This window comes from Priestia sp. FSL P4-0332 (assembly GCF_038005845.1).
Taxonomy (GTDB): Bacteria; Bacillota; Bacilli; order Bacillales; family Bacillaceae_H; genus Priestia.
In genome coordinates, this window is the sequence record NZ_JBBOUA010000001.1 from 4,935,541 (window position 1) to 4,950,154 (window position 14,614).

The window sequence follows — 14,614 nt, forward strand, 5'->3', positions numbered from 1 at the left end:
AGAAATAGACGAGTTTCCTCGTCTATTTCCTTACTTACAATGTGGATTCATTCTCTTTTTGTTCAGAAACGGTTGCAGTCTGCTTTTCTTTAACACTTTCATCATCTGATACGAGCCCTTTTGCTGCTCCTTTAAATTCAGTTAATGTTCGTCCAAACGCTCGTCCAACTTCCGGCAGCTTAGACGGTCCAAAAATTATTAAGGCAATGACTAAAATAATAACCAAACCAGGGATTCCAATATTAGAAAACATACTTGACCTCCTTTTCCTTACTCAGTTTACTGCTGGACTTTTTCTTTCTTTTTCAACTCTTGTTTTTCATGTGCTTTTCCGTGTGCCCGCATACGATCTTCCTCTACTTCCTTAGAAATCTTTAGTCCACGCGGTACGTTATTTACTTCAACTTCCTTCATACCTTTGCCATCTTTTTTATATTGAAAGGAAGCTCGAGTTGAAATTTCTGCACCAGGTTCTGTTACAAAAGGCACAACGCGATAATCGGCTTGCCATACATCAGGAGTCACCGTACACCTTACATATCCTCTGTAATCATTAAAAAATGTGAGGTGTGGATTTTGACTTAAAATTTTATCCGTATCAGCTCGTTTATCTGCTCCGTCCCCTCCGGAAGTGATGGAGGTGCCGATGAACTCTGCACCAATAATTCTTGAATTAAGGTTAGCAAAATCCGCGTATAAGTTAGAAGCCCAGTTAGCGTGTACATCTCCAGTTAGTACAATGACGTTGTCCAACTTTTTCTTTTCAATAAAATCAATGACGCGCTGACGATTCGCCGTATACCCATCCCATGCATCCATGCTGTATGTAGGCTTAGCAGCCGTTCCAAATTTTCTTGGCGCAAAGAAAATTTGTTGAGCCAGTACGTTCCAATGACACGCTGACTTTTCAAGATTAGTAAACAGCCATTTTTCTTGTTCATTCCCCAATAGCGTACGTTTGGGATCAAGAGATTCTGGCGTTTGCGGCTTTGTTCCGTCTCCGTTTGCTTGATCGTCTCTGTATTGACGCGTATCCAACACTTGAAAAGAAGCTAGTTTTCCATATGAAAAGTCACGATATAATCTCATATCCGCTCCGTGGGGCAAAGATGTTTGACGCAAAGGCATGTGTTCGTAATAAGCTTGATAAGCTGCCGCGCGGCGTTGGATAAATGCTTCTACTGATTGGCCTTTTTCAGGAATTACATTTGCATAATTGTTTTCTACTTCATGATCATCCCACGTCACAATCCACGGAAAAACAGCGTGAGCAGACTTCAAATTGGCATCTGACCTGTACTGAGCATGCCTGTTTCGATAGTCTTGCAGCGTTTGAATTTCTGCGCTGCTGTGAGTACGAACGTTTCCGCTTGCAGCCACGTACTCGTTTGGTCCATATTCATAGATGTAATCACCCAAATGAACGACAAAATCTAATTGTTCTTTAACCATATGCTCATAGGCTGTAAAGTACCCATGTTCATATTGCTGACACGAAGCAAATGCAAACGTCATACTGGCTACTTCTGCATTTGCTGAAGGAAGTGTTTTTGTTTTTCCAACCGGGCTTAACTCATGGCCGCTTTTAAATCGATAATAATAAATATGACTCGGCTTCAATCCTTTTACATCAACGTGAACCGAATGAGCAAGTTCAGGTCTAGCCACTTCTGTTCCTCGTTTGACAATTCGATGAAAGTCTTCATCTTCACTAAGCTCCCATTTTACTGGAATAGGTTGATTAGGCATTCCCCCGCCATTCAACGGGTCTGGTGCTAATCTTGTCCAAAGAACAATGCTATCTGCTAAAGGATCTCCTGATGCGACGCCTAGAGTGAACGGATAACTTGAAAATTTAGGCGCTGCAGCTGAAACTTCTACTGCATTTAAACCAATAGACTGAGCAATTGTTAAGCCAAGTGATACTCCCGCTACTTTTCCAGCTCCTTGCAAAAAACGCCGTCTATCAAACCCTTTACTCGAAGAAAAGCTATTCTGTTTCACTTGCTCTATTAATTCGTTTAACGATTTATTTTCCACTGCACATGCCCCTTCCTCATGATTTAACTCAAATTATAAATACTGTTTGTAAAAGGAATATAAAGGATTGTAAAGAAGCACTTACTGCAAAACAGGTATTTTTAACCATTTTGTTTCATTGACAAAATAAGCGAACTGACGACAGCAACCTTTAAATTTCTGCATTTTCTTAATTTTCTTTTTAACAATAGTTCTTTACGCTCGTTTTTCTTCATCCAAATTTCACAAATTCCCAACAACTAAAAAAAGGCAGCATACCTAAGTATGCTGCCTTTTGATTAAATATGAGAACGTAAATACGCATCGATAAACGGATCTAGATCTCCATCCATTACGCTTTGCGTGTTTCCGACTTCCGTATTTGTGCGGTGATCTTTTACTAATGAATACGGATGGAATACGTACGAACGAATTTGACTTCCCCACCCAATATCTTTTTGTTCTCCGCGAATTTCAGCTAGCTGTTCTTGCTGCTTTTCAATTTCTAATTGATACAGCTTAGATTTTAACATTTTCATTGCTTGCTCACGGTTTTTAATTTGTGAACGTTCCGTCTGACAAGATACGACTACATTAGTTGGGAGGTGAGTAATACGAACAGCTGAATCTGTTGTATTGATATGCTGACCTCCGGCACCGCTTGCACGATACGTATCAACCTTCAAATCTTCCGTACGAATATCAATTGAAATTTCATCATTAAATTCCGGCATTATGTCGCACGATACGAATGATGTATGACGACGGCCTGATGAATCAAACGGAGAAATACGAACGAGGCGATGAACGCCTTTTTCAGCTTTTAAATACCCATACGCATTATGACCTTTAATTAAAAGCGTTACACTTTTAATACCAGCTTCATCTCCAGGTAAGTAATCAAGCGTTTCTACTTTGAAACCTTTTTTCTCCGCCCAGCGCGTATACATACGTAGTAACATTGAACCCCAATCCTGTGATTCTGTTCCACCAGCACCTGGGTGCAGTTCTAAAATGGCATTATTTTTATCATACGGCTCGCTTAAAAGCAGCTGTAATTCAAAGTCATTCATGCCTGATATAAGCTCTTTTAATTCACTAACTAGTTCTTCTGCTAAATCTTCATCGTATTCTTCTTTTACAAGTTCATAAGACACTTGTAAATTTTCATATGTTTCATCCAAGTGGTTAAATTGATTTACTGCATCTTTCAAACCATTGGCTTCATTAATAACAGTCTGAGCTGCCTGCTGGTCATTCCAAAAATTTGGATCAGCCATAGTCTCATCTAATTCATCGATACGAGCTTGTTTTGTATCGAGGTCAAAGAGACCCCCTAAAGTCCGCTAATCGCTTAGCTGTTTTGTCAAGTTCTTGCTTAATTTCTACTAAATCCATGAGTTGAACACCTCTATTTTATTTTTGACGCACAGGAAGGAAATGAGAAGACTCATTTCCTTCCTGTACTAATTCATTCTATACTAATTGACTCTTACTTTATGATTCTTTACCGCAGCAGTTTTTATACTTTTTGCCACTTCCGCAGATACAAGGATCATTTCGGCCAACTTCTATCGCATTTACTTTTGGCTTCTTCTTAGCCGGCGCGTCTCCTTCTTTTGGATGAACAGCCGCCTGACCTTGCGCTACCTCTTGACGCTCAAGGTTGTTGTTAATTTCTGCTTTCATGATATACTTCGTCACTTCTTCTTCAATGGTTGCAATCATGTTTTCAAACATCGCAAAACCTTCCATTTGGTATTCGCGAAGAGGATCTGTTTGGCCGTACGCACGAAGGTGGATACCTTGGCGAAGCTGATCCATCGTATCAATATGATCCATCCATTTAGAATCAACCGCTCTAAGAACAACAACTTTTTCAAATTCACGCATTTGTTCTTCAGGGAGCTGCTCTTCTTTTTCATTATAACGAGCTTTTGCATGATCTACCAGCAGTTCTACCATTTCTTCAGGCTCTTTACGGCGAAGATCTTCTTCTGTGACTTCACCTTCCTCAAGAACATTAGCATTTACGTAATCAATAATCGCTTGTAAATTCCATTCTTCTTCTAATTCTTCACGCGGTGTGTTTACTTCAACCACACGCTGTAGCGTTGATTCAATCATACGTTCTACAATCGCACGCAGGTTGTCTGAATCAAGCACTTCAAAGCGCTGTTTGTAAATAACTTCACGCTGTTGACGAAGCACGTCATCATATTGAAGCAATTGTTTACGCGCATCGAAGTTATTACCTTCAACGCGTTTTTGAGCGGATTCAACAGCTCTTGTTACAATTTTACTTTGAATTGGCTGTGAGTCATCCATGCCAAGGCGATCCATCATTGCCATCATATTATCTGAACCAAATCGGCGCATTAATTCATCTTCCATGGATAGATAGAATTGAGATACCCCTGGATCCCCTTGACGTCCAGCACGTCCGCGAAGCTGATTATCAATACGGCGTGATTCATGACGCTCTGTACCAATTACAGCAAGACCTCCAGCTTCAACGACACCTTCACCTAGTTTGATATCCGTACCACGACCGGCCATATTTGTTGCGATTGTTACCGCACCTTTGTGACCCGCATTTTCAATAATATCCGCTTCACGCTCATGCTGTTTTGCATTTAACACGTGATGGCGAATGCCTTTTTTCTTTAATAAAGCTGATAAAACTTCAGATGTTTCGATCGCAACTGTACCAACAAGGACAGGCTGCCCTTTTGCGTGGCGCTCGGCAATATCTTCTACTACCGCATTAAACTTGCCTTCCATTGACTTATAAATTAAATCCGCTTTATCATCACGTGAAATTGGCTTGTTTGTCGGAATAACAACAACGTGCATGTTGTAGATATTACGGAATTCTTCTTCTTCCGTTTTAGCTGTACCCGTCATACCTGATAATTTTTCATACATACGGAAGTAGTTTTGGAATGTAATTGTAGCTAATGTCATGCTTTCATTTTGAATCTCAACGTTCTCTTTAGCTTCGATAGCTTGATGCAAGCCGTCGCTAAAACGTCTTCCTTTCATTAAACGACCAGTAAATTGGTCAACGATTACGACCTGATCTTCATCAATTACATAATCCACATCATTTTGCATCGTTACATGTGCTTTAAGCGCTTGGTTGATGTGATGATTTAGCGCTACGTGTGAAATATCAAATAAGTTTTCAATGCCAAATGCGCGCTCTGCTTTTGACATACCTTCTTCGGTTAGCTGAACGCTTTTTGTTTTGATATCAAAAGTAAAATCGGTTTCTTTATCAAGCGTGCGAACGAATGCATTAGCTTGAATATAAAGAGCAGTCGATTTCTGTGCGCTGCCGGATATAATAAGCGGCGTACGTGCTTCATCAATTAAGATAGAGTCAACTTCATCGATTACAGCAAAATGAAGCGGACGTTGAACCATTTGTTCTTTGTACAGCACCATGTTATCACGTAAATAGTCAAATCCGAGTTCATTATTTGTACTATACGTAATATCGGCTGCATATGCTTCTTGCTTTTCTTCACGCGTTAAATGGTTTAAGTTTAATCCTACTTTCAAGCCTAAGAATTCGTATAAACGACCCATTTCACTAGCATCACGGCTCGCTAAGTATTCATTGACTGTTACTACATGTACACCTTTTCCTGTAATAGCGTTTAAGTATACAGGCATAGTAGCTGTCAACGTTTTACCTTCACCCGTTTTCATTTCCGAGATATTCCCTTCATGCAGAGAAATACCCCCCATTAGCTGAACTTTGTACGGATACATGCCTAACACACGTTTCGCTGCTTCACGTACAACCGCAAAAGCTTCATCTAATAAGTTATCGAGCGATTCGCCATTTTGGTAGCGTTGTTGAAATTCAGCTGTTTTTTCACGAAGCTGATCGTCCGTTAAAGACGCTATTTCAGGACCTAACGCATCAATTTGGTCCGCCATTTTTTCTAAACGGCCGATTTGGCGTTGATTGCCGTCAAACACTTTTTTAAATAATCCAAGCATATTAAAACGCTCCTCTATTTATAATCAGTACATTTTATACTATTTTCATTCATATCTGTATCTTTCATTATAAAACATTCTGAGTAAAATTGTAACATTGCAGCTAAACAAGTAGCAACTTGTACCCTTTTTCGTCTGTCTCTTTACGAGTACTACTCTCTTAACGAGTTATTTTCTATTGTGATTTCCCCTACCTCACTCTTACAATAAAAAAGGGGAATGTAGAATGAACGTTCAATCGATTACAAAAGAACAAGCTTGGGAAGTCAGACATACCGTCATGTGGCCTGATAAAGATTTCAGTTATATTCAACTTAAAGATGATCCATCAGGCATTCACTATGGACTGTTTGAAGAAGGAGAGTTAAAATCAGTTGTTTCCTTATTTATAACAGGTGATGAAGCTCAATTTCGAAAATTTGCTACTCTCAAAAAAGAACAAGGAAAAGGATATGGCAGTCGTCTACTAGAGGAGGTTTTTCTCAAAGCCAAGAACCTTGGGGTACGAAAGGTCTGGTGTAACGCACGAGAAAATAAAGTCTCTTTTTATCAGGCGTTCAACATGAAAAAAACGGCGCGTGTATTCACCAAATCTTCTACACGCTATATAGTGATGGAACTATTTTTTTAAGCAGCTAAAAAGCAGCGTGCGGAGGCACGCTGCTTTTACTTTACTGCTCTTGTTTAAGAGAGCCTATAATCTTAGTTTGGTTCAATCAATCCATATCGTCCATCTTTTCTTCGATATACAACATTTGTAATATTGGTCTCAGCGTTTGTAAATACAAAGAAACTATGTCCTAACATATTCATTTGCAAAATAGCCTCTTCACTATCCATTGGCTTTAAGTTAAATCGTTTTGTACGAACTAGCTCTAATTCATCTTCTTCAGTTGCAACAGCTACGTTCGCTTCGCTTTCTAATGCTGCGAACAGATACTTCTCAGCGCCTTTTTCACGCATTTTTCGATTTACTTTTGTTTTGTGTTTACGAATTTGACGCTCTAATTTATCTAGGACAAGATCGACAGCTGCGTATAAATCACTGTGTGTCTCTTCAGCTCTCAATACGAGATCATTCATTGGGATTGTGACTTCTATTTTTTGATCGTTATTGTAGACTTTTAAGTTTACATTTACGTCAGCAGTTGGTGTTTCGTCGAAATAACGCTCTAACTTACCAAGCTTTTTCTCTACGTATTCCCTAATTGCTGGAGTCACCTCAATGTTTTCACCGCGAATGTTATACATCATGTTCGAACTCCTCCTTTAATCCATTGCTATACCTCTACAATTCTACAATACCCGACACAATCCCTTCCTAAACTATTAAAATTTTTTGAAAATTTAGTGAAAATTTATGGAACCTGAGAAAAGTTTATGAAAAAACCAAAAAAATAGACCTTCTTCATAAGAAGAAGGGTTGTATTTTTTTACGTAGAATTAATTTTTTTTATCGTAAAACATCCCATCAAACGTTTTTGTTTCGTAAGGGTTTACATAGCTGTTACTATGCTTTTTTTTCGCTTTTAACAAACGGAGATCTACCATAATTTGATGCCGAATTAAGATCAGCTTTTGATCAATTTCCTTATTCATTTCGACAATTTTTTTACCCATCGATTCATTATCCCTACTTTTTGGCGGCAGTTTCTCTATGAGGTTACGTCTTTTTAATAGAAGATACTCTAACTTTTGAATGCCTTCTTCTCGATTTTTGTCAGAAAATGTTTGAATAAGCCGATAAATCTCATCCGTTAGCTGATATAGGTCGTTAATCATATTTATGCTTGACCGCCGCTTCCATGGACTTGCTGGCGGTGAAGCTGCACAACTTGCTTCCATGTATCGCGGAATTCTGTTACATATTGTTCGGCTTCATCCAAGCTTGCTGTGTCATTTTTTGTATTTGCTTCAATTAAACGCTGGTTAATATAGTCATACATAGCCATCATAGACTTAGCAACTTGCACGTTTGTATCAAGGGTAATCATTAATTCTTGAATAATATTTTGTGCTTTTAACAGATTCGTATTTTTCAGCTCAATATTTTTTTCCTGTATGCCTGTTCGTGCAAGCTTGATAAATTTTAAACATCCGTTATACAGCATAAGCGTTAACTCTCCTGGAGAAGCAGTCTGAACAGCTCCTTGCTGATACGCTTGATATGGATTATTTGCTGCCATAAACGTTCACTCCTTCTTAACTAAAATATTGCGATAACTGCGCGCTTTGAGCATTTGCATTTTGAATGGCTTTTTCCATTGCTGTAAACTGACGATAATACCGGTCCTCTACTTGTGTGAGCCTGCTTTCAAAACTAGTGATTTGGCTATTTACGCTTTTTAAATTCCGCCCAAGCAAAAATTGTTCACTTGTCCATGTTGAACGGCCAGCGCGCTGCTCAACTTTGGATACGGTTTGAGTAATCGTATCTCGTAAACGTCGTACAATCCCTTTTTCACTTGTTGTACTTCCACTTTTCATAAATAAATCCATCACAGACTGCGGATCTTTTTCAATTGCTTCTTTTAATTTAGTTCCATCGCCTTCTATGACTAGCTTGCCTCGATCGCTATAGTTTGCGCTAGTTGAAATACCAATGTCGGTTAGCTGCGAAAATGCTCCACTCACTCCTGATACAGAGGCATACCAGTTAGAACGCATTTGGTTTAGCCCGCTTGATAAAATTGAGTCTCCTTTTAACAAACCGCTTTTCGCCTTTTCATCCCACTGCTCAGCTTGTTTATCCGTTAGTTTTTCTCTTTCTTCATCAGTCAAAGGCTGATAGTTCCGGTCTCTTTCTTCCGTAATCTTTCCATTAATTTTCTCAATCAGTTCATTGTATTTGGTCACGAAATCTTTAATGGTATCAAATACTTTCTGCGTATCATTGCTTACGTTAACGCGCACATCTCCTGTGAAATTGTTTTGAAGGGTATAGGTAACGCCTCCCGTTGTAAATGTATTGGACTTACGAGTTGTTTCTAGACCGTTTAGCGTAAATTTTGCGTCTGTTCCACCGGTTTCTTTTTGAGTATCTAATTTTAAGAAATTTGTTAAAAACGCTCCTGAAAACACCATCTTTTGACCGCCTGCACCACCGGCTTTTGACAAATCTCCTGTGTCTTTGCGAGTAAAGACAACTTTATCTGTTCCTTCATCGTAAAAGGCTGAAATACCTACTTTTGAATTACTAAGTTGGGTCAAAACAGTATTTAATGACGCTGAGCCATCAAATTCAAATGACATACTGCCGTCTGCATTATCTCCTGTTGCTTTTCCGCTGCTGTCATACGTTGTAATAGAAAACTGGAGGACATTTTGCTTATACGTAAATCCTTGAACAGTGCTACCGTTTGTTAACGTGGAACCGAATGTCATTTCGCCCGTATTCATATTAACGAATACATCATTCTCTCCTATTAAAGTAGGATCGCCTGTAGTTTTTATATTAAATTCTTGAGAAGATTCTCCATTTTTCACTTGAATAGAAGAAGGCAGGCTTCCCTCGAAAATAGCTCCTTTGGATAACTTGGCAGTCTTTGTATCATCACTTATTGTAATATCAGGTTGCTTGACCTCTTTTCCACTCCACGCACTGCCAAGCAAGTTTTTTTGCTCCCATAAACTTTTAGCAGGGTCAATAGTGCCTTCTGAAATTTTCCCATTACTGATATTTTGCGCAGCAGTCGCCATTGTCACGTTTGAAAGTGTATAAGACGCGTTACCTGCTGAGGAAGTAGCTGCTGCTTTTACTTTCGTTTCATCCGATGAAGATACCGTTTTGGATGAATAAGAAGACTGCAAGGTCATATTAAAAGCGAGATTATTAAATTCCGATAACAGCAGGTTCATAGAGCGATAATCATCTCGCTGCCACTCTAACGTTTGCTTTTGTTTTTTCATTTTATCAATAGGCATACGTTCAGCCTTCATTAAATCACTGACAATTTGATCAATATCCATTCCGCTTGCTAACCCACTTACTCTTACCACTTACCATCACCACCGTTTTTTATTCATCTATTCATCAACTGTTAGCCATAAAACATGAGTATATTTTTTCGAATCACCCTATTCGTTTATAGGTTCAACACTTCTCTATTTTGTATCGGTAAAACAGTCATTTTTTTCATAGGTCAAATGGTGCAAGATAGAAAAAGCTCACTTATTTTTCTACAATAAGTGAGCTTTTTATTATTGGCCAAACAAGTTCAGTTTCTGGGATAAATTTCTTTGAATATCCTTAGGAATAAGATATGGTGCTAGATTTATAATATCTCGTAACGAATCAATGGTTACAGAGGCAGATAAATTTATATATTCATCCGTTGTATCTGCTTGCTCAAACGAAATGGAATCTGGCAAATTATTGAGCAGAGTAATTTCATTCATTTCTTTATCAACCGTGACATCAGAAGCCTTATCAATATTTAAGCGATCCCATACAACAGACATCGGAATCGGCATTCTTCCTAAATGCACGCTATTCACCTTTAAAACAAGCTTTCCATTTTCGGCATTTGGTGTTACGTCAACTACAAACTGTGATTCCATAAAAGATACTACATGTTTATTAATATAAAATTTTATATGTTCCGGAAGCAACTCGGCTTCTGCTCCGTCAACTGTTTCATCACTTTCATAAAGGTAGCTGCGCAAATAATCATTAACATCGCTCTCGCTTAACCGGTATCCTAGAACAGGAGATCCGCCGTTCAGTTCTAGCGATGTGGCATGATCGGACTTTTCTTGTGCCAGTGAAGATAATGAAGCAGTATGATCAAGCTTTTCAACATTTCTAACGGGACTAACGAAAAAATACACCCCAACTAAAAGAATAATAAATAGAAAAAGAACAGCTATAAATTTTTTCAAACACACGCACCCTCTCAAACATTCTTCTTGGAATATAATACCGATTTCTCTTTTATCATACAAGATATATAAGATAGTTGTCGAAAACTTGTATAAAATGTACGTATATACCAGACATCCCAAATGGCGAATAAGTCTATGATGAATAAATCGAGTCTTTTTTGACTTAAAATGCGTCAATTTTAGTAACTTAAAGTCGATTTTTATAGGAATTTGATAATTGGCACACTTCTTGCTTATTATAAAGGTAAGGGGAGGAATTTCTATTTATATTTTCAGAATTTACTTTATTTTCTAATAGTATTTCGATAATTTTAAAGGAGTGAATACGATGGGAAACAAAACAGAATCACACGGAAAGTTAAAGCAACGTCACGTTTCCATGATTTCCATTGCAGGTATTATCGGAGCCGGCTTGTTTGTAGGAAGCGGATCCGTTATTAACGCAACAGGCCCAGCAGCAGTAGTTTCATATGCAGCAGCCGGACTGCTAGTCGTTCTATTGATGCGTATGCTCGGTGAAATGGCTATGGTAAACCCAGATAAAGGCTCATTCGCAACATATGCTCAGCAAGGAATTGGCGCGTGGGCAGGTTATGCTGTTGGATGGCTTTACTGGTTTTTCTGGCTAATTGTAATTGCGATTGAAGCCACTGCAGGAGGAGCAATTGTTCATGAATGGCTCCCTTCCGTACCAATTTGGCTTTTAAGCTTAATCTTAACCTTTGCATTAACTCTAACAAACTTGTTCTCTGTCAAATCATTTGGAGAATTTGAATATTGGTTTGCTATGATTAAAATTGTGGCAATCGTTGCTTTTATGGGAATCGGTTTAGCTATTATTTTCGGATTGATCCCAGGTACATCTTCACCTGGTCTAGCTAATTTAACGGGCCACGGAGGCTTTATGCCAAAAGGTACGAACTCTATCTTTTTAGGAGTTATTACCGTTATTTTCTCTTATTTTGGAGCTGAAATTGCGGCTATTGCAGCTAGTGAATCAGAAAATCCAGCAAAAGCTATCACCACTGCTATTCGCAGTGTCGTATGGCGAATTTTAATTTTCTATATTGGTTCAGTTGCTATTTTAGTAACTCTTTTACCTTGGAACTCAGCTGATTTACTAAAAAGTCCATATGTAACAATGTTAGAAATGGTCAATATTCCAGCAGCTGCACAAATTATGAATTTAGTCGTATTAGTATCCGTTTTGTCTTGCTTGAACTCTGCTTTGTATACGAACTCACGAATGATTTTATCATTAGCTCAAAAAGGACAAGCTCCTCGCGCTTTAGCAAAAGTAAGCAAATCAGGCGTGCCGGCAAGAGCTGTATGGATTAGCACAGCTGCCGCATATGTATGTGCTATTTTTAGCTTCGTTTCGCCGGATAAACTCTTTTTATTCTTAGTTAATGCATCGGGAGCCATTGCTCTTATTGTGTACTTAGCTATCGCTATTTCTCATTTACGCCTGCGCAAGAAAATGAATCGAGCAAACCAGCCAATTAAAGGGATGAAAATGTGGTTGTTCCCGTATTTAACATACGTAACAATTGCTGTTATTACCGTGATCTTCTTATCAATGGCATTTATTGATTCGATGCGCTCACAGTTTTTCTTAACTCTTGGATTAACCGCTGTGGTTCTTCTTTCATACTCGTTCATCAAAAAAACAAACAACAAGCGACCTGACGATCAATTTTCCGAGTCAGAAAATATTGCAAAATAAAAAAGCCGCAGATGCGGCTTTTTTATTTTGCTTTTGATTATTTCTCAACCGATATGTCACGATGAAGATTTCGAAGCGGCTGAGGAGGGCAAATACGTCGCGTCGCGTAAGAAACGATAAGAATGGTTAACAACCCGCCTGCCATCGCAAATGTACGAAACGGAAACATGACCACTCCGTCTTCAATCATCGGATACGGAAGTAGCGCTTTTAAATGAAGCAGCGGTTCTCCTCCACCTATTCGAAGAACAAGAGACACAATAAACCCAGCCAAAGATCCGTACCAGTTAGCTCCTTTAAAGAATAAAGCACAAACCAACTGCGGAAAAAGTATACAATACACTAGGTCCCCTGATAAATACCATAAAGAGTAGACACTCTCAGAGTTTAAAGCAATTAGAGTTGCTCCCGTTCCAATGATAATGATAGAACGTTTAATAACTTTATCTAACTGCGCCTGTGTCGCATTTGGTTTTACAATCGGACGATACACGTTCCAGGCTGCCATCCCCGACGCTGAAAGCAACGAAGCCGCTACTGCAGCCATAACGGCAGCAGCTAGGCCTCCAAGCGCAATCGCTCCTACTAAATCGGGCGTTAGGTATTTAAATACATACGTTAAAATCATGGACGCGCTCTCAGGGCTTGACGCTCCAAATGAAGACCAGTCTGCACTATAACCTATCATTCCTATTAATGTTGGAGGCAAGGCCGCTAACGCGCAAAAGATGCCGGCTGTAATAGATAGCCACATTGCTGCTTTTTCATTTTTAGCAGATAACACGCGCTGAAAATAAATTTGCCATGGAATACCACCAAAAATAAGTAAAAATGTGCTATCCCACCATTGCCAATATGTATTTCCCCATTTCGGATCTTCCCAGCCTTTTAATGGAGGAAATAAATGAAGAGAACCAGTCATGCCTTCTGAATAAGTAGAAAAAACGGCTCCCACCCCTCCCGTATTCGAAAATGCAAAGGGAAGCACCAGAAATAGCCCTAAAAACATAATAGAAAGCTGTAAGATATCGGTATGTGCTACTGCCCACAAGCCGCCAATCACGGTGTATGCAATGGCAATAAGTGCGGAAAGAATGATGGAAATTGAAAAACTGAGGCCTAAAATCACACCGAATGTTGTTCCTAAAGCAGTTAAGATAGCTGCGCTCCAAAACAGCTCTCCCAGTATAGCTGGAAAATAAAGAACCGTAGCCATTTTCTTACCGAAACGAGATTCTAGAGGATCGAGCATTGTCATAAACTCAAACCTTCTCATCTTTCTAGCAAAAAAGATACCGCCTAAAATCAAGCTGATTGAATAACACCATGGCGCTTGAGTCCATGTCAGCCCTGAGGAATAAACGGTTTCGGCCGTTCCAGCAATATACCCTCCACCTACCCAAGTGGCGGTCATTGTGAACATTGAAATCCATAGCGGCATAGATCTTCCTGCAACAAGCATATCATCTGATTTTCCTTTTTTACTTGCAGCGGCTCGAGCACCAATAAAATAAATAACACCATACATAATGAACATTAAAATGAGGCCTGGCCAATAGAGATCTGGATTATAGAGAGAATAGATAAATGCGACAACCATAAAGATGGAAAATCCTATAATAGTTGTCCATAAGGGGGTTAGTAGACGGTTGTTCCTGTTTGATTTCCCTGAAAAGTCAGAAGTCTCATTCGACTTTTCAGGCCTGGCTTGTTGTTTGTCTGAACGAAATGGTTTTTTAGCATTTTGCATCGTCTCACATCCTTTAAATTGATAAAGAAATCTAAAGACAAACTTGTCCTCTATTCCTTTTTCCTACCAGCATACAATTAAACCTAAAAATAGATTTTTTAGAATAAAATATAAATAGTTGGATTATAAATACCAATGCGAAGGGGAGAAATTACGTTTATATAATTATATTAAAATAATTTAAACCGACTTTTTTTATTGAATTCACAATTATTTTCATC

12 protein-coding genes are annotated in these 14,614 nt (G+C 38.8%); 2 read left to right on the plus strand and 10 right to left on the minus strand.

Going from position 1 to position 14,614, the window contains the following annotated elements; translation table 11 throughout:
* Positions 1-34 precede the first annotated feature (34 nt).
* The 4 genes from MKY06_RS25930 to secA form a co-directional block, all read right to left on the minus strand.
* On the minus strand, positions 35-253 hold the full coding sequence (locus MKY06_RS25930; protein WP_013059745.1) for a twin-arginine translocase TatA/TatE family subunit: 219 nt from the start codon (positions 251-253) through the stop codon (positions 35-37).
* A gap of 26 nt (positions 254-279) precedes the next feature.
* On the minus strand, positions 280-2,013 hold the full coding sequence (locus tag MKY06_RS25935; protein ID WP_371399837.1) for an alkaline phosphatase D family protein: 1,734 nt from the start codon (positions 2,011-2,013) through the stop codon (positions 280-282).
* 305 nt (positions 2,014-2,318) lie between these two features.
* A protein-coding gene (prfB, locus tag MKY06_RS25940) for a peptide chain release factor 2 (RefSeq protein ID WP_115655064.1) occupies positions 2,319-3,417 on the minus strand; the annotation gives its coding sequence in 2 pieces (ribosomal slippage) (positions 2,319-3,353 and positions 3,355-3,417; 1,098 coding nt in all).
* Between the two features lie 99 nt (positions 3,418-3,516).
* The gene (secA, locus tag MKY06_RS25945) at positions 3,517-6,033 is read right to left on the minus strand and encodes a preprotein translocase subunit SecA (RefSeq protein WP_013059748.1); all 2,517 of its coding nucleotides are present in this window, start codon (positions 6,031-6,033) and stop codon (positions 3,517-3,519) included.
* Positions 6,034-6,259: 226 nt separating this feature from the next.
* On the opposite strand from secA, the gene MKY06_RS25950 reads away from it, so the two are divergent.
* The gene (locus MKY06_RS25950; RefSeq protein ID WP_013059749.1) at positions 6,260-6,664 is read left to right on the plus strand and encodes a GNAT family N-acetyltransferase; all 405 of its coding nucleotides are present in this window, start codon (positions 6,260-6,262) and stop codon (positions 6,662-6,664) included.
* A gap of 71 nt (positions 6,665-6,735) precedes the next feature.
* Here MKY06_RS25950 and hpf read toward each other — a convergent pair whose 3' ends face one another.
* The 5 genes from hpf to MKY06_RS25975 all read right to left on the minus strand — a co-directional run bounded on the left by hpf (position 6,736) and on the right by MKY06_RS25975 (position 10,914).
* Positions 6,736-7,287, minus strand: coding sequence for a ribosome hibernation-promoting factor, HPF/YfiA family (gene hpf / locus MKY06_RS25955; RefSeq protein ID WP_013059750.1), 552 nt, complete (start codon positions 7,285-7,287; stop codon positions 6,736-6,738).
* Between the two features lie 189 nt (positions 7,288-7,476).
* The gene (locus MKY06_RS25960) at positions 7,477-7,815 is read right to left on the minus strand and encodes a flagellar assembly protein FliT (RefSeq protein WP_098287153.1); all 339 of its coding nucleotides are present in this window, start codon (positions 7,813-7,815) and stop codon (positions 7,477-7,479) included.
* A 2-nt stretch (positions 7,816-7,817) separates the two neighbouring features.
* The gene (gene fliS / locus MKY06_RS25965) at positions 7,818-8,219 is read right to left on the minus strand and encodes a flagellar export chaperone FliS (protein WP_013059752.1); all 402 of its coding nucleotides are present in this window, start codon (positions 8,217-8,219) and stop codon (positions 7,818-7,820) included.
* A gap of 16 nt (positions 8,220-8,235) precedes the next feature.
* The gene (gene fliD / locus MKY06_RS25970; RefSeq protein ID WP_029319343.1) at positions 8,236-10,032 is read right to left on the minus strand and encodes a flagellar filament capping protein FliD; all 1,797 of its coding nucleotides are present in this window, start codon (positions 10,030-10,032) and stop codon (positions 8,236-8,238) included.
* A 201-nt stretch (positions 10,033-10,233) separates the two neighbouring features.
* Positions 10,234-10,914, minus strand: coding sequence for a hypothetical protein (locus tag MKY06_RS25975; protein WP_029319345.1), 681 nt, complete (start codon positions 10,912-10,914; stop codon positions 10,234-10,236).
* A 331-nt stretch (positions 10,915-11,245) separates the two neighbouring features.
* Between MKY06_RS25975 and MKY06_RS25980 the strand changes: the two genes are divergently transcribed.
* Positions 11,246-12,643, plus strand: a complete 1,398-nt coding sequence (locus MKY06_RS25980; RefSeq protein WP_013059755.1) for an amino acid permease — start codon at positions 11,246-11,248, stop codon at positions 12,641-12,643.
* A 37-nt stretch (positions 12,644-12,680) separates the two neighbouring features.
* On the opposite strand, the gene MKY06_RS25985 is transcribed toward MKY06_RS25980, so the two are convergent.
* Positions 12,681-14,393, minus strand: a complete 1,713-nt coding sequence (locus MKY06_RS25985; protein WP_340961587.1) for a sodium:solute symporter family protein — start codon at positions 14,391-14,393, stop codon at positions 12,681-12,683.
* Between the last annotated feature and the right edge of the window lie 221 nt (positions 14,394-14,614).